Source organism: Streptomyces sp. NPDC093097 (assembly GCF_044754325.1).
Taxonomy (GTDB): domain Bacteria; phylum Actinomycetota; class Actinomycetes; order Streptomycetales; family Streptomycetaceae; genus Streptomyces.
In genome coordinates this window covers 264,468-279,099 of record NZ_JBIVOW010000005.1, presented here as the reverse complement: position 1 = coordinate 279,099, position 14,632 = coordinate 264,468, and the positions used below count along the sequence as shown (strand labels likewise).

Below are 14,632 nucleotides of genomic sequence, written 5' to 3'. Positions count from 1 at the left end.
GGCACAGTGGTACAGCGGTTAACCCTAAGCCGGTGGAGGGTGTCCCGGGCTGGGTAGGGTCCGGGCTGTGAATGAAGATCAGGAGATCCGCGCCCGCGCCGTGGACCTGGCCGCTCGCACGCTGGCGATGCTGTATCCGAACGACGAGTTGGCCAACCACCCGGCTGCCATCACGGACGACCTGCTGTCGTTGGCGCCGTAGGTGGCCTACTACATCAGGTCCGGCGAGTTCGACCGCCAGTCGCTGCTGAGGCACTGTCCCGCGCGCTCCAGCGCGGCCCTCATCTGTGGCCCCGAAACCCGCACCGGCCCGCGCCGCAGCCGGTCCAGCTCCGAGACCCGTGCCCCAGCCGGCATCGCCAGCAGCTCGTACAGTACGGCCCGCTGACCGGGCGTCAGCAGGCCGTGCAGCATCTCCCACAGCCGCTGGTTCGCCGCCTCCCGCACCCACGCCACCAGCCGGGCGAACCGGCTCACCCCCGGCAGCAGCACCCGCCGCTCTCGCAGCCAGCCCACCGCCGCGTCGAACAACGCCTTCGGTCCGTCCCCGGTCGTCCAGGCCCGCGAGTATAGCCACCCCACCAGCTCTTCCCGGACCTCGGCGAAGTCCCGCCAGCCGCCGTCCTGCTGGATCTCCCCGGCGTGCGAGCGGGCCGTGCCGTCGCGATCGCCGTACTCCGCCAGCACCGAGGCGTCCTCGATGTCCAGCTGCTCGGCCAGGTATTCCGCCACCTCTGCCGGCACCTGCCGCGGGTCCGGCATGAACCGTCCCAGGAAGCGCACCGTCGTCAGCTGCACCGCGAAGTCCAGCCGGTTGTGCGCCCGCCGCTTCGCCTGCACCTTCTCCCGGTCCGTGTCGTCCAGGAAGAAGAACCGCTCCAGCTCCGCCCGCGTCGGGGCGCCGTGGAATGCTTCGTACCGGGAGGCCTGCTCATTCGTCAGGAGCGCGACCGCCACCACGGCTCTCCGAAGATCGACAACATCGACCCGCGAAGGTTCGGGCCCGCGATCAACCCTGGTCAACGGCCTCCGGTAACCCGCCCGGCCTTAGCGCACGATCTGGCACGAATGTTCCTCAAGCCCCGTGCTCTCGCGGTCCGATCGGCCCGCGGGCCCGCGGGCCTGGGGAGCCGACGGGGCGAGGGGGCGCACAGCCGAGCCCGCGTTCGCGGTCAGCCTCCGTGGGCGGTGAGGGTGTAGCCCTCCGGGCCCTCGAAGGAGAACATCGGCCCGAAGGGGCTGTTCGCCATCGGGGTGAGGATCTTGATCCCGGCGGCGGCGAGTTGGTCGTGGAGCTGGTGAGCGTCGGAGGTCTGGAACCAGAGCACCGTGCCGAGGCCGGGCCGTGCGGCGTCGTCGAGGTCGATGCCCGGGAGGAGCGCGCGGACGGCGAACGGGGTCGGCTTGGTGTCGAACACGACCGCGTGCGGCGGTGAGACCGCCGCGCGGCGCAGGCCCAGATGCTGTTCGCAGAACGCCGCAGCCGCTTCCACATCGCGGACTTGCAGGGCGACGAAGTCGGGGCCGTCGATGGCGACAGGCATGGGTGTTTCCTCCATCTACATGTCAGGACTTTGACATGGGTGAAGGTAGGGGAGCCCGCGCGGCTATGTCAAAATGCTGACATGCAGGAGAAGACACCTACCGGGTCGCCAGACCCCACGGCGGACGTCACCCAGCACGTGGGGTACCTGATCAAACGGGCCCAGGCCGCCCTGCGCGGCGCCATGGACAAGGTGCTGCGCGCGCACGGGCTCACCGTGCCGCAATACGCCACTCTCGAACTCCTGGCCCTGCACCCCGGCATGTCCAACTCCGACCTCGCCCGGGCGACCTTCGTCACCCGGCAGTCCGGGAACGTCGTCCTGCGGGGTCTGCAGGAAGCGGGGCTGATCACCCGCCCCGCCACCGCCAACTACGGCCGCGCCCGCCCCACCCGCCTCACGGAGGAGGGTCACCGGCGCCTGGCCGAGGTCCAGGCCGCCGTCTACGCCATCGAACAGCGCATGGTCGAGGCGATCCCGTCGCAGCGCCTGCCCGCCCTCCTCGCCGACCTCGACTGCCTGGCGGCGGCCCTGGAGGAATGACCCGTCGACGGGCGGTGACGCAAGCCGTTGCGCTTGACCGAGGATCAGCTGTGGCGCCCGGTGACAGTGGTGAGCACCTGTTCCAGTCGCGTCGGGCTGGCCGCTCCGCGCGTGCGCCAGGCGATGAAGCCGTCCGGCCGTACCAGGAGGGCCTCGTCGTCGGCGAGATTCAGCGAGGACGCCACCTGTTCGTCCAGCAGGACCGTGTCGAGATCCATCCCCAGTGAGACGGCGACCGCGCGCGTCGCCCCGTGCCAGTCTCCGCCGGTCGGACCGGCCAGCACGGCGAAGCGGGATCGATTGAGGTCGAGGGTGGAGGCGGTCCCGTCGGCCAGCCATCGGTGGGGGAGCCGTGATCCCGGTGCCCCGTCGAGACTCGCCGCGAGGTCCTCGGTGGAAGGGAGTTCGACGACCGGATCGATCACCGCCGAGGAGGCGTAGCGGTATCCCATGGTGACCAGCGGAGCGTTCCAGGCACCGGCGGCACGGCGCTCCGCAACGGCCGTCGGGTCCCAGTGCATCCTCGGGTTTCCCCAACGTGCCAGGGCCTGACGGGTCACCAGTTCGGCGATCGCGTGGCGCTCCTGGTGGTAGCTGTCCAGCAGGCGGTTGCCTGCCTGGCCGGCCAGTGTCATGGCCAGTTTCCATGCCAGGTTGTGCGCGTCGGCGATGCCGGTGTTGAGGCCGAACGCGCCGAGCGGCGTGACGGCCCGCGCGGCGTCGCCGACCAGGAACGCCCGTCCGCGCCGGAACGCATCCGCCATCCGCGCGGTTGCCCGCCACGGCAGCACGCTGACGATCTCCACCGGCACGTCCGCCCCGATCGCCGTGCGGACCGCCTGCGCGCAGCGTTCCTCGGAGACGTCGTCCCATGGGTCAGGCAGGACGTGCAGGACCCAGCGCCGGTCGCCTACGGACAGCAGGACGCCCCTCGCGTCGGGGTGGTTGATCTGCGTCATCGGCGGCATCGGGCCGAAGCGGTCTTCGAGGTCGGCGTCGAACAGGATGTTCAGGGTGATGTCGCCTATCTCGCCCGGCCCGGTGGTGGTGATCCCGAGCGCGTCGCGCACGAGGCTGTTCACCCCGTCGGCGCCCACCAGGTAGTCGGCGTGGACGACACGTCCGTCGGACAGCGTCACCGACACCTGGTCCGCGTCCTGCTCCACCCCTGTCACCTCGACGCCGAATTCGACGGTCGCGCCGCGCTCGCGAGCGGCGGGAATGAGTACGGCGTCGATGCGGTGCTGCGGATAGTGGCCCCGTGGGGTTTCCGGCGAGAGGGCGAAGAAGGCGTCCCGCCCCGCAGGGGGCGGCGCCTGGCTGCGGTCGATCTCGGCGACCGTGCGTGCTTCGGCCCGCCACAGGGCGGTTGACGGGACGGCGGCCCCGGCCATCTCCTCGCGCAGCCCCACCTCGCGGAAGAACTCCAGCGTGCGCAGGGAGATCCCGAGCGCGCGAGGGTGGTTCGACGGTTTGGTCCGGCGCTCGACGACGAGTGACCGCACTCCGTGATGGCCGAGGAAGACGGCGGTGGCTAACCCGACCGTGCCGCCTCCGGCGATCACGACTGGAATCTCGGACATGGCAGTCCTCCTTCGGATTGGGAACAGTGTTCCCGACTTTGGGAACACTGTACTCCAGGCGTACGCTGTGCCGATGCCCTCTCGACCCCAGCCCGCGACCCTGATCTGGATGCGCGACCGCGAGCGGAACACCCGCCAGGCCCTCAGCGACGAGAAGATCGTGCGCTGCGCGATCCAACTCGCCGACGCCGAGGGCATCGACGCACTCTCGATGCGGCGCATCGCGGCCGAGTTGGGCACCGGTACCACCTCGCTGTACCGCCACATCGCCGGCAAGGACGAGCTGATCGAGCTGATGGTCGACGCGGTGTCCGGCGAGCAGCCGCTGCCGCAGCGGCCGGGCCGGGACTGGCGCGCCGAACTCGCCGACACGGCCCGCGGTTTCCGCGCCGCGCTGCTGCGCCACCCCTGGCTGGCCCAGCAGGCATCCCGCCGCCCGGCGCTCGGCCCCCGCGTCATCGCACGGTCCGATCACGCACTGGGGGTGGCGGGCAAGGCGACCGATGACGCCACCCTCGCCGGGATGATGGTCACCGCCGTCAACACCTACGTCCTGGGTTCGGTCTCCACGGAGTTGGCCGAGCTGGAGGCGCAGCGCAGTACGGGCATGACCGAGGACGAGTGGCGGTCGTCGGTCGGGGCCTATGTCCGGCAGGTGGTCGACTCCGGCCGCTACCCGCACTTCAACCGCCGGATCCTGGAAGCGGACGACCCCGGCGCCGAGGCCCGTTTCGAGTTCGGCCTCGACTGCCTGCTCACCGGCTTCGCGGCCGCACTGGAGCGCGGATAGCCGTTCGCAGCGACGTGGCTGACGCCTCGTCGCCCCGGCATGGTGCCTGTGCGCCCCGCGCTGAATTGGGTTGCGACGGGGCCTGCGGGCCGGTGAGGTACCTCCATGGAAGGTGCCGCCGAGCAGGCGCAACGGGCAGAGGCAGGAACAGGCCGCGCGATCACGGGCCGTACGGCGTCATGGCAGGGACCGGCGGTGCTCGTGGCCCTGATGCTGGCCGCCTTCACCTTCAACACCGCGGAGAACCTGCCGGTCGGCCTCCTGGAACTCATCTCCAAAAGCCTCCGGGTGTCACTGTCGGCCGTCGGCCTCCTGGTCACCGGTTACGGACTGACGGTCGCGGTCGCGTCGTTGCCACTCGCGCACCTCACCCGGGCCGTGCCCCGACGCCATGTGCTCACCGCCCTGTTGACCGTGCTCGTCGTGTCCAGTCTGGTGGCGGCGCTGGCAACCTCCTACGGGCTGCTGCTCGCGGCACGGCTGCTGACCGCGCTCGCCCAGACACTGTTCTGGGCCGTGATGGGGCCTGTCGCGGTGGGCCTGTTCGCGCGCGAGGTCCGCGGGCGGGTGGTGGGGGCGCTGTCCGTCGCCGGCTCACTCGCCCTCGTGCTCGGCGTTCCCGCCGGCACCTGGCTGGGCCGGCAGAGCGACTGGCAGGTGCCCCTCGCCATGCTGGCGGTTCTGGGACTCTTCTCCCTGGTCACGATCGCCGTTCTGCTGCCGACCTCGCCCGCGGAAGAAGAGCCCGCGGCCTATGGAAGCGGCCCCGACATCCGCCGGTTCGGGACGGTGCTGGCCACCGGAACCCTGTCCGCCACCGGGGCGTTCACGGGATACACCTACCTCGTGACGTTCCTCGGCGACGTGAGCGGGTTCTCGCCGAGCGCCGTCAGCGCCCTCTTCGTGGCGTTCGGAGTCGCTTGTCTGGCCGGGGTGAGCATCACCGGGGCGGTGCTGGACCGCTTTCCGCGCGCAGCGCTGACCACCGCCGTGGCCACGCAGGCGGCCGGCATGCTCGGCCTGTACGCGGCGGGCGCCCACCCGGTGGCGGCCGTGGTGTTCCTGGCGCTGATGGGCGGTGCACTGGGGCCGGTGTTCATGGCCACACAGAACGAGATGCTGAGGTGCGCACCCGGCCGCACGGACCTCGCACTCGCGGCCAACTCCGGTTGCTACAACGTCGGTATCGCGGCGGGCGCCGCGATCGGGGGAGTGATCCTGCCGCTGGCCGACGTGCGGGGCACCTTCCTCGCCGGCGGGCTGCTGACCGCCGGGGCATGCGCGGTGCTGATGGGTGGGCGGCTGCTGTGGCGCGGCCGTGGGCACGTCGCATAGCGCCGGCTGCGGCGTCGGCAACCCGCAGGGGCCGACGAAACGTCCACGGACCGAGCACAGTCGGCGCATCCGGGAGCGCGCCACCCGCACCCGTCGGCGACGGCGGCCTGGACCCGGCTGTCCGTCACTCGTCCCGACGCTGCCCCGTGCGCACAGCCGACGATCACGAGGTGGGCTGGGGGGAGACGGAGGGCGGCAGGTCGTTTCCGGGGGCGTGCCCGGGGCAGCATCGCCTGGTGGGCGACGTGATCTTGGGAGACGACAGCGCCGGCGAGGGCGGGACCATCCGCCCCGGTGAACCGGTGGGCGAGCGGGGGATTCCGGCGTTGCCACGGGCTGTGGCCGGCGTCGCCGCCGAGGCCGCGCGGTGCCTGGGGAAGGCGGTGGAGTTCGCCGTGCAGACCCAAAACGGTGACGGGGCCTGGTACGTCCCGTCCGAGCCGCGCATACTCGAAAACGCCGCCGTGGCCTGCTCCCTGGCGGGCGTGGAGCAGGCACGGGCTGCGCGCGAGCGGGCGGTCCGCTGGCTGGAGCATGCCGCCCCGCAGCAGCACGACGCGTTCGTCGCCGCCGCCGACCGCTGGCTCGTCGGCCTGCACCGTACGCCCGTCCCGGCCGCCTTCACCGCCCCGCCGTCGTGCGAAGGGCCGTACGCCCGGCGGGCGTTGTACCTCGACGCACTGGCCTGCGCGGCGGGCGCCCCCGGCGCGGACGCCCGTCGATTACTCGATCAGGCCCGTACCGCACTGGGCGCCGACCGCGGGCGCGGAGTCAAGCCGTGGCAGCGGGCGATGCTGCTTGCCTTCGAGGCCATCGCCTGCTCCGCCCTCGGCCTGCCGCTGCCCGCGTCCACCCTTCCCGAGCTGGCGCGGGCGCAGTCGCCGGACGGCTCGTTCTTCGGGATGCCGCTGGTCACGGGAGTGCTGCAGCTCGCCCTGACCCGGGTGGCCCCCGACCGCCGGATGACCCTCCGGTGCCGCGAGAGCCTGCTTGCGGCGCAGCATCCGGACGGTACGTGGCGCTTCTGCGTGAGCGAGATCTGGGACACCGGTCTGATGGTCCGCGCGCTCCGTGGGCACCCCCGCTTCGACACCGCCGCACTGCCTGCCGCCTCGGACTTCCTCGCCGCCGCCCAACGCCAGGACGGTGGTTGGGCCTGTACCGCCGTCCTCGACTCCGACAACGACACCACCGGCAACACCCTCCTCGCGCTGGCGGGCACCGGCCCGGCGGACCGGGTCCGCGCCGCCGCCACCCGCTACGCGCAGCGGCACCAGACACCCGAGGGCCTGTGGAACACCTGGGACTCCAGCGACGACAGTCCGGTCCCCGATGTCGTCGCCCACATGGTCGCCGGCATCCGCGCCGCCGAACTCCCCGGCATCGAACTCGCCCGTGCCGAACGATGGTTGTCCGCCCGCGCCACCGGCGACGGCTGGATATCCGACTGGTACATACCGCCCGCCTACGGCGCCGCCGAGATCGGCACGGCCGTCGACGCGCCGCCGGGAAGGAGCGCCGCGGCACGAGCGCTGCTGGCCTCCCAGCGGCCGGACGGCGGCTGGCCGCGCATCCCCGGCGAGCCGTACTCCAGCCCGACGGCCACCGGCCTGGCCCTCACCGCCCTGACCGCCCACCCCGCCGAAGACGTCGGCACGACCGACGCCGCCGTCGCCCACGGGCTCGGCTTCCTGGCCGACACCCAGAACGGCGACGGCACTTGGAGCGACCGTCCCGTCATGTACGGCCCGCGGCCCTTCCTGACCGTCTCCGGCGCCCAGGTCCACGCCCTCGTCGCCCGCGGACTGCGCGACGCGCTGGCGGCCGCCGGACACTCGGGCGGTGTGCGCCCATGACCGACCGACTCGCCGACGCCTGCGCCCTGGTGGCCGCCGCACAGCCCGCGGCGTGCATCTTCGACTTCGACGGCACCCTGGTCGATACCGGCACCCTCAACACCGACGCCGCCCGCGCGACCCTCACCGACCTCGGCCTGACGATCCCCGAACTGTGGCTGCGCGAGGCTCCGCTGGCCGACCTCACGGCCCTGCGCCGCCGGCTGCGGGCTGATCTGGGCGTGCCGCTGCCCTGCACGGACGCGGAGTTCGTGGACCGGGCCCGAGCCCACTGGCTCGCCCGGGCCGGCCTGGTCCGGCCGGTGGCCCACGTCGCGGCACTCGCACGGCACTTGGCATCGGTGTCCGTGCCCTTGGCCGTGGCCTCGGCCAACGACGGCCAGGTCGTCCGTGCCAGCCTCACCGCGGTCGGCCTCACCGACCTCTTCGACACCGTCATCGCCCGCGAACACGTCACCCGCCTCAAGCCGGCCCCCGAGGTCTACCGACTCGCCGCCGCGAGACTATCCGTCGCGCCCCACCGCTGCCTGGCGTTCGAGAACACCGACCAGGGCATCGCCGCCGCACATGCGGCCGGCGTCCCCGTCATCGACGTGCGCCACCGGGCCTGGACCGTGGACGAACCCTCAGGCGGCGGACGGGCCGGCGGCCCGATCGCCTGAGGCCGCACCGCGCGCCGCCGCCTGCGCCTGCGCATACGCAGGCGGCACCGCCGAAGCGATTCCCCTCACCGCATCGAGTCCAGGACGAGACGCAGATCGTCCAGCGTGGTCGACGGGTTGACCAGGGCGAGCCGGGTGCAGATCCGGCCCCGGTGACGCGTCGGGGTCACGAACGCCTGCTGCGTGTCCAGCAGGTGGCCGCTCCAGCGGGCGTAGTCGTCGGGGCGCCACCCGATGCGCTCGAAGGTCAGCACCGTCAGGTCGGGTTCGACCAGCAGGTCGAGGTGGTCTGCGCGCCGGATCAGGTCGGCGCCGGCCCGCGCGGTGGCCAGGCTGCGTTCGACGGCCTCGCGATAGGCGTCGGCACCGTGCGCCGCGAGGGAGAACCACAGCGGCAGCCCGCGGGCCCGGCGGGTGAGGTGGACGGCGTAATCGGAGGGGTTCCACTCGCCGTCGGCGGTGACGGCCTCAAGATAGCCGGCGTGCTGGGTGTGGGCCGTACGCGCCAGGCTCGGGTCGCGGTAGAGCAGCGCGCACGAGTCGAAGGGGCCGAAGAGCCACTTATGAGGGTCGACGATGAAGGAGTCGGCCTGCTCGATGCCGTCGTAGAGGTGGCGGACGGCCGGGGCGGCCAGGCCGGCGCCGCCGTAGGCGCCGTCGACGTGCAGCCACCAGCCGTTGTCGCGGGCGACCGCACCGATGCCGGCGATGTCGTCGACGATGCCGAGGTTGGTCGACCCGGCCGTGGCTACGACCGCGAAGACGCCGGCACGTCGATCCGGTGGGAGGCGGTCGACGGCGTCCCGCAGCGCGGTGCCGGTCATCCGGCCGCGCTCGTCACCCGGTACGAGGACGACGTCCACGTCCATGACCACGCGCAGGGCATAGGCGACCGAGGAGTGGGTCTCCTCGGTCACGCAGACCGCCCAGCGTCGCGGCAGGCCGGAGCGGTGCCTCCGGGCCGATTCGCGGGCGGCGACCAGGGCGGAGAGGTTGCCGAGGGTGCCGCCCTGGACGAAGGTGCCGCCTGCTGTGTCCGGCAGGCCGGCCAGGTCGGCGACCCAGCGCAGTGCCTGGTTCTCGGCGAAGGCGGCGCCCGCGCCTTCGAGCCACGAGCCGCCGTACACGCTCGACGCGCTGACGAGCATGTCGAACGCGGCCGCCAGCTTGGTCGGGGCGCCCGGTATGAAGGAGAGATAGCGCGGATGATCGACCGCGATGCACGCCGGCGCCAGCACCTCGGCCCACAGCCGCACCGCCTCGGGACCGCCCAGCCCCGCGGCCGTGATCGTCTTTCCCGCGACGGACTCCAACTGCTCCCAGGCAGCCGTGCCGCTCAACGGCGGCTCCGCGGCCAACCGTTCCACACACAGCTGCGCCAACTTCCGGACCGTCTCCTCGACGGCAGGGGTGTACTCATGCACGGGACATCCTCAAGGGCACGATCGGGTCCCCGCGTTCCGGCGCACAGGCCGAGCCTCCCCATCGGCGAGGTGCTCCGGTCTGCGCCGCCCCCGCGAGGTGCGGCTGACTGACGGATGCGGTGCGGCATCCGAGCCCCGGGCGTACGACCGAACGGACGGGCACTCGGCGCGCCCGCGCCTCAACTTTCCCGGGGCACCCAGACATTCCGCCATGCACCGAACGACCCCGTCCAGCGCGCATGCGCGGACGCAGCATCCGCGATCCACGGATGATCCACTTATGCTGGGCGCATGGATCTGCGCTGGATGCGCGTACTGGTCGAGCTGGCCGACCACGGCACGCTGCGGGCCGCCGCGGACGTCACCGGCTACAGCACCTCCGCCGTCTCCCAGCAACTCGCCGCCCTGCAACGCTCCCTGGGCGCCGTACTCGTCGAGCCCGTCGGCCGCACGCTCGCGCTCACCCCCGCCGGCCGCGCCTTCCTGCCCCACGCACGGACCCTCCTCGCCACGCTCGACACCGCCCGCGGCGACCTCACCTCCCAAGGCCCCCTGACCGGCCGGGTCCGCCTCGCCGGCCACGCCACCAGCCTCGCCCGCCACGTGATCCCGGCCGTCACCACCCTGCGGAAGCACCACCCCGGTCTGACCGTCACCATGGCGGAACGCGAACCCGCCGAGGTGCGGGAACTGCTCGACCGGGACGAGATCGACATCGGCGTCGTCTACGACCTCAGCCTCGTCCCGCGCACCATGCCCACCACCGCGTACCACCAGGTGCCGATGGAGCTCGCGGTCGCCGCCGGGGACGACCGGCCGGCCGAGGAGATCTTCGCCGACCCCGCGACGGACTGGATCACCAACTCCCGTTCCAGCGACGACGATCGACTGATCCGCCACGTCACCGCCCGCTACGACATCAGCCCACGGATCGCCCACCACGTCGACAGCCTCGACCTGGTCGTCCACCTCATCGCCGCCGGCCTCGGCACCGCCCTGGTCGCCGCCGACGGCCCACGCCGCCCCGACGTGCGCTACCTGTCCCTGGAGGGCCTCGCCGGCACCCGGCGCAGCTACGCCCTGACCCGCCCCGGCCGCGAGACATGGCACGCCAACACCGCCGTCATCAACACCCTCACCGCCGCAGCCCGCAACGCGGCACCACCCCCGACGGCAGGCAACTGCACCTGACGCCCCGCCCCCGGTCGCCGCTCACCACTCGCCGCCACGAGCAGGGGACTGAGCGCCATCCCCACCATCGACCGGCTCACCTTCAACGTCTCCAGCATCGAGACCGGTACTGATTCCCTTCCCACCGCCTTGCCGGCACCCGTGCGCGAGCGGAAGCATCAGACACGCTCAGCTGAAACCGCCCCGTCCGCTGGACGACCGGCCGCCCCACGGTTGGCAGTTCCACCCGCTCACCCAGCCAAGGTGCCTTGATGGAAGTACATCCGCCAGCCCGTCTCCGTCAGACGCCACAAGGAGCTTCGCCATGCCCGACGGCCCTGGCCGTCGGCGAAGTACGTCAGATGGACGACGCCTGGAGCAAGGGCGACTCCAGACATCTCGCTGACCTCGACCGGAGACTCCGCGGACACCGAGCCGTCACTGGTCACCGTGACGATCGAATCGACATCCCACCGGCGTCCGGAAGCCCCGATCTCGGTGAACTCCGGATCCAGAAGCTCCAGGACACGGGCCGGCGACGCCCGCACCTCGGGGTCGAGAAGCCGCATCTCCCCATCGATGGCCGCTCGCACGGCCCGCTCACTCTCCTCCGCCATGCGGGAACCCTACTGCCGGGCCGCCTCCTTGTGCTGCTCGGCGACTTCTACTGCGAACTGCTCACCCTCACGCCGTCCGCCCAGGTGACGCGGGAGTGGGGCGACCGTTACCGATCCGATTGGAGCCCTGTGTGACCACGGCAATCGACCTGCGCCACTACGGCCATGAGGACCTCCCCGACATCCGGCAGACTCTCCTCGACGTCCACGCCGACGCCTACGCCGACCGGATCCACGAGGAGTTCGTACAGCGATTCCCTTGGTTCGTTGGCCACTGGGGCGGACGTGAGGGGTTCGCGTGCGTCGTTGCGTATGAGGGGAATGAGCCGATCGGCTTCACCTACGGGGCGCCAGGCGAACCGGGCCGTGAGTGGTGGCGCGAGTGCCTGGCCGAGCCGCCGGCAGACCCGTCCACGTTTTCCGTCTCCGAGCTGATGGTCCGCCCGAAGTGGCGCAAGAAGGGCTGGGGAGAACGCCTCCACGCCGCCCTCCTCGGTGACCGACCGGAAGCCCTGGCCGTGCTCACCGTCGACACCAAACGGCCCCGGCTGCAAGCGCTGTACGAGAGCTGGGGGTACCGCAAGGTCGGCGAGCGCCAGCCCTTCCCCGACTCCCCGCTGTACGCGGTGATGCTCCGCCCCCTGCGCTGACCGGCGCGACCGCGGCGGCCCGTCCCACCCGGGGCGGACCGCCGCCCTCACGCCAGATTGATCAGGGCTGGCCGGCACGCCAGGCGCCGACACAGTGGAGCTTCGCGGAAAGCCCGAGGAGCGGGCGTCGGACCGGCCCGGTCCGACCGCGCGGGTGGAGTTCCTGAACCACTGCCGAGCCCTGCACCCGAGCCCGAGTACGGTTATGTCGCCCCCGAGGAACGGGCCGAGTTCGAGGAGCACTTCGACAAACGCAACGCTGAACTCGGCAACTGCGCTCGCCCGCTCGCCCCTACGGATCACCCTGCCGGCACGAACACGCCCGCCTCTCCGAACCGGCGACAGTCAGCTGAACGGCCGGGAGTGGAGAGCGCGATTCTTGGCTCGTGTCAGCGCCAGGAACTACTGTCGCCGGCATGGTCGAACACGATGCCCTCAGCGCCACCCGCGATGCCTACGACGCTGTCGCTCCCGAGTATGCGCAGCTGTTCCGCGCCGAGCTGCACGACAGGCCCCTGGATCGTGCGATGTTGGGCGCCTTCGCCGAGGCGGTGAGCGCGAGCGGCGACGGCCAGGTCGCGGACCTGGGATGTGGGCCTGGTCATATCACGTTCTACCTGGACGAGTTGGGGCTGGCGGTGTTCGGCGTCGATGCCTCTCCTGCGATGGTCGAGTCGGCTCGACAGGCCTATCCGGGTCTGCAGTTCGACGTGGGCTCGATGGCCGCGTTGAACATCGCCGACGGCGAGCTGGGCGGCGTACTCTCACGTTGGTCCATCATCCACACTCCGCCGCAAGAACTCCCCGCCGTCTTGGGGGAGTTCCACCGTGTGCTGGCGCCTGGCGGCCACCTCCTGATCGGCTTTTCCGCCAGCGATGATCCGTCTCACCCGACGCAGGTCTTCGATCACGCAGTCGCGCCGGCCTATCGGTGGTCGCCGGATCACCTCGCCGCGATGCTGCGCAAGTCCGGGTTGGCCGAGGTGGCCCGGATGGTTCGCGAGCCTCAGCCCACCGACCGACGGCAGTTCCAGGAGGTCCAACTGCTCGCCCGCAAAGCCTAAGGGGCGTCCCATAAATGATCTAGGGCGGGCTCGATGACCTGCGTTTTCGTCGTCATCCTGCGAGGGTCAGGTTGTGCAGGCGGGCGATGCCGAGCATGGCGTGGTGGACACCGTCGCCTTTGAGGCGGCAGTCGCGGAGGATCTTCCAGCTCTTCATGCGGGCGAAGGCATGCTCGACGCGGGCATGGACTTTGCGGTGGGAGGTGTTGTGTTCCTCTTTCCAGGCCGGGACTCCGGACTGGCCGCGTTCGCGGCGGTGCGGGATGACCAGGCCGGTTCCTCGGTAGCCGCCGTCCGCAATGACGGTGGTCTTGCCGACAGTGGCCTTGGCGCCGGACAGCTCCCACGCTGTGCAGTCGTTGCGGTTGCCGGGCAGAGGCCGGCCGACGGCGACGACGAGCCGGGTGTCGGCGTCGATGACGACCTGGCGGTTGGTGGAGTACCGGTATTTCTTCGACTGCTCGGCGACGGTGTGGTCGCGTGTGGGGACCAGGATGCCGTCGACGATCAGCACGGTGTCCTTGCGGAACCGCTTGCGTTGCTGGAGCGCGAGCGAGGGGCCGAGGCGGTCGACGATGCGGTCGGCAGCCGACTTCGACACCCCGAACAAGGGAGCGGGTTGACGCAGGGTGAGGTTAGTGCGCCAGCACGCGGCGACCAGCAGGACCCGGTCCTCCAGCGGCAGGCCCCAGGGCCGGCTTGCGGACCGGGTCCGCACCCTCGCGACGCACGGCGGTGATCAGCTTGCCGAACCGCCGCGGGCTCAGTCCGGTGAACGGGGCTATCCAGGGTGGCTCCGAAGCCGTGATCACGCCACACACAGCAAGATCATCTCACCCGTGACCAGCAGTTACAGGACAGCCCTTAGCCAGCCACACGAACTGGCCGTTCACCCCTCAGGCGTGCTCAGTCTTCGTCACCCTGGCCCATCTCGTCGTCATCGTCGTCATCATCATCCGCAGAGATGACCTGCTTGGAATGGGTCGAGGGAGCGATGTGCGAAACGGCAGCAGCCGCACCTGCTCCATGGAGTACGGCTGTCGTGACCAGGGCGGCGGCAGCAATTGCAGTGCGAATGCGCATGGAAATCTCCAAGGGTCGAAGCGGAACTACGTGCTGGAAACGTCCCCTGGCGGATGTCCTTCGATCCGTTCACGTAGGACAGTTAACCCAATCAGGCCCCGTTGCTTCACCTAACTGTCCGGCCGGGGCACCTGGGGCCGGACTGCACACCGAATCCTGACAACACCGAGGAAAGGTTCCGCATGGAGACCACCCCCACCACCTCCGAGCCGGCCGACCTTCCAGCCGGCGACGGGCAGCCCCGGCCGAGGCCGCGAACGGCCTGAGGAGCCGGCCCGGCCGGAGGAGCAGGGCGACGGCCAGGAGCTGGA

At 71.3% G+C, this 14,632-nt stretch carries 14 protein-coding genes and 2 pseudogenes; 9 read left to right on the top strand and 7 right to left on the bottom strand.

Translation table 11 applies throughout. The features are described from left to right. Nucleotides 1–67: 67 nt before the first annotated feature. Entirely contained in the window at nucleotides 68–202 is a 135-nt protein-coding gene (locus ACIQE0_RS11380) for a hypothetical protein (protein ID WP_402330818.1), read from the top strand. A gap of 59 nt (nucleotides 203–261) precedes the next feature. Here the strand turns inward: ACIQE0_RS11380 and ACIQE0_RS11375 are convergent. After that, nucleotides 262–957, bottom strand: a pseudogene (locus tag ACIQE0_RS11375) (DUF4158 domain-containing protein); the annotation flags it as partial. A 215-nt stretch (nucleotides 958–1,172) separates the two neighbouring features. After that, the gene (locus ACIQE0_RS11370) at nucleotides 1,173–1,544 is read right to left on the bottom strand and encodes a VOC family protein (RefSeq protein ID WP_402330816.1); all 372 of its coding nucleotides are present in this window, start codon (nucleotides 1,542–1,544) and stop codon (nucleotides 1,173–1,175) included. 81 nt (nucleotides 1,545–1,625) lie between these two features. Here ACIQE0_RS11370 and ACIQE0_RS11365 point away from each other — a divergent pair, with 81 nt between their 5' ends. Next, complete coding sequence (locus ACIQE0_RS11365; protein ID WP_402330815.1) at nucleotides 1,626–2,087, top strand: MarR family winged helix-turn-helix transcriptional regulator; 462 nt, start codon at nucleotides 1,626–1,628, stop codon at nucleotides 2,085–2,087. Between the two features lie 44 nt (nucleotides 2,088–2,131). On the opposite strand, the gene ACIQE0_RS11360 is transcribed toward ACIQE0_RS11365, so the two are convergent. Then, nucleotides 2,132–3,670, bottom strand: coding sequence for an FAD-dependent monooxygenase (locus ACIQE0_RS11360; RefSeq protein ID WP_402330813.1), 1,539 nt, complete (start codon nucleotides 3,668–3,670; stop codon nucleotides 2,132–2,134). A gap of 73 nt (nucleotides 3,671–3,743) precedes the next feature. On the opposite strand from ACIQE0_RS11360, the gene ACIQE0_RS11355 reads away from it, so the two are divergent. The 4 genes from ACIQE0_RS11355 (at nucleotide 3,744) to ACIQE0_RS11340 (ending at nucleotide 8,313) form a co-directional block, all read left to right on the top strand. Continuing rightward, nucleotides 3,744–4,460 carry a TetR/AcrR family transcriptional regulator gene (locus ACIQE0_RS11355; protein WP_366335573.1) on the top strand — a complete coding sequence of 239 codons (717 nt, stop codon included), beginning with the start codon at nucleotides 3,744–3,746 and terminating at the stop codon, nucleotides 4,458–4,460. 210 nt (nucleotides 4,461–4,670) lie between these two features. Further along, on the top strand, nucleotides 4,671–5,795 hold the full coding sequence (locus ACIQE0_RS11350; protein WP_402331060.1) for an MFS transporter: 1,125 nt from the start codon (nucleotides 4,671–4,673) through the stop codon (nucleotides 5,793–5,795). 236 nt (nucleotides 5,796–6,031) lie between these two features. Further along, the gene (locus ACIQE0_RS11345; RefSeq protein WP_402330811.1) at nucleotides 6,032–7,651 is read left to right on the top strand and encodes a prenyltransferase/squalene oxidase repeat-containing protein; all 1,620 of its coding nucleotides are present in this window, start codon (nucleotides 6,032–6,034) and stop codon (nucleotides 7,649–7,651) included. After that, a complete protein-coding gene (locus tag ACIQE0_RS11340) occupies nucleotides 7,648–8,313 on the top strand; it encodes an HAD family hydrolase (RefSeq protein WP_402330809.1) in 666 nt (221 codons plus the stop codon). Before ACIQE0_RS11345 ends, ACIQE0_RS11340 begins: the two co-directional genes overlap by 4 nt. 65 nt (nucleotides 8,314–8,378) lie before the next feature. Here ACIQE0_RS11340 and ACIQE0_RS11335 read toward each other — a convergent pair whose 3' ends face one another. Then, nucleotides 8,379–9,737: a pyridoxal phosphate-dependent decarboxylase family protein gene (locus ACIQE0_RS11335; protein WP_402330807.1), complete on the bottom strand. Its 1,359-nt coding sequence runs from the start codon at nucleotides 9,735–9,737 to the stop codon at nucleotides 8,379–8,381. Nucleotides 9,738–10,028: 291 nt separating this feature from the next. On the opposite strand from ACIQE0_RS11335, the gene ACIQE0_RS11330 reads away from it, so the two are divergent. Beyond that, a complete protein-coding gene (locus tag ACIQE0_RS11330; RefSeq protein WP_366335583.1) occupies nucleotides 10,029–10,928 on the top strand; it encodes a LysR family transcriptional regulator in 900 nt (299 codons plus the stop codon). 230 nt (nucleotides 10,929–11,158) lie between these two features. On the opposite strand, the gene ACIQE0_RS11325 is transcribed toward ACIQE0_RS11330, so the two are convergent. Further along, nucleotides 11,159–11,524: a DUF4440 domain-containing protein gene (locus ACIQE0_RS11325; protein WP_402330805.1), complete on the bottom strand. Its 366-nt coding sequence runs from the start codon at nucleotides 11,522–11,524 to the stop codon at nucleotides 11,159–11,161. Nucleotides 11,525–11,655: 131 nt separating this feature from the next. Here ACIQE0_RS11325 and ACIQE0_RS11320 point away from each other — a divergent pair, with 131 nt between their 5' ends. Further along, nucleotides 11,656–12,174, top strand: coding sequence for a GNAT family N-acetyltransferase (locus ACIQE0_RS11320; RefSeq protein WP_402330803.1), 519 nt, complete (start codon nucleotides 11,656–11,658; stop codon nucleotides 12,172–12,174). A gap of 416 nt (nucleotides 12,175–12,590) precedes the next feature. Next, nucleotides 12,591–13,238, top strand: coding sequence for a class I SAM-dependent methyltransferase (locus ACIQE0_RS11315; protein ID WP_402330802.1), 648 nt, complete (start codon nucleotides 12,591–12,593; stop codon nucleotides 13,236–13,238). Between the two features lie 52 nt (nucleotides 13,239–13,290). Here ACIQE0_RS11315 and ACIQE0_RS11310 read toward each other — a convergent pair. Both ACIQE0_RS11310 and ACIQE0_RS11305 read right to left on the bottom strand, forming a co-directional pair. Then, a pseudogene (locus tag ACIQE0_RS11310) lies at nucleotides 13,291–14,059 on the bottom strand (transposase). 85 nt (nucleotides 14,060–14,144) lie between these two features. After that, nucleotides 14,145–14,321: a hypothetical protein gene (locus ACIQE0_RS11305; protein WP_402330800.1), complete on the bottom strand. Its 177-nt coding sequence runs from the start codon at nucleotides 14,319–14,321 to the stop codon at nucleotides 14,145–14,147. Between the last annotated feature and the right edge of the window lie 311 nt (nucleotides 14,322–14,632).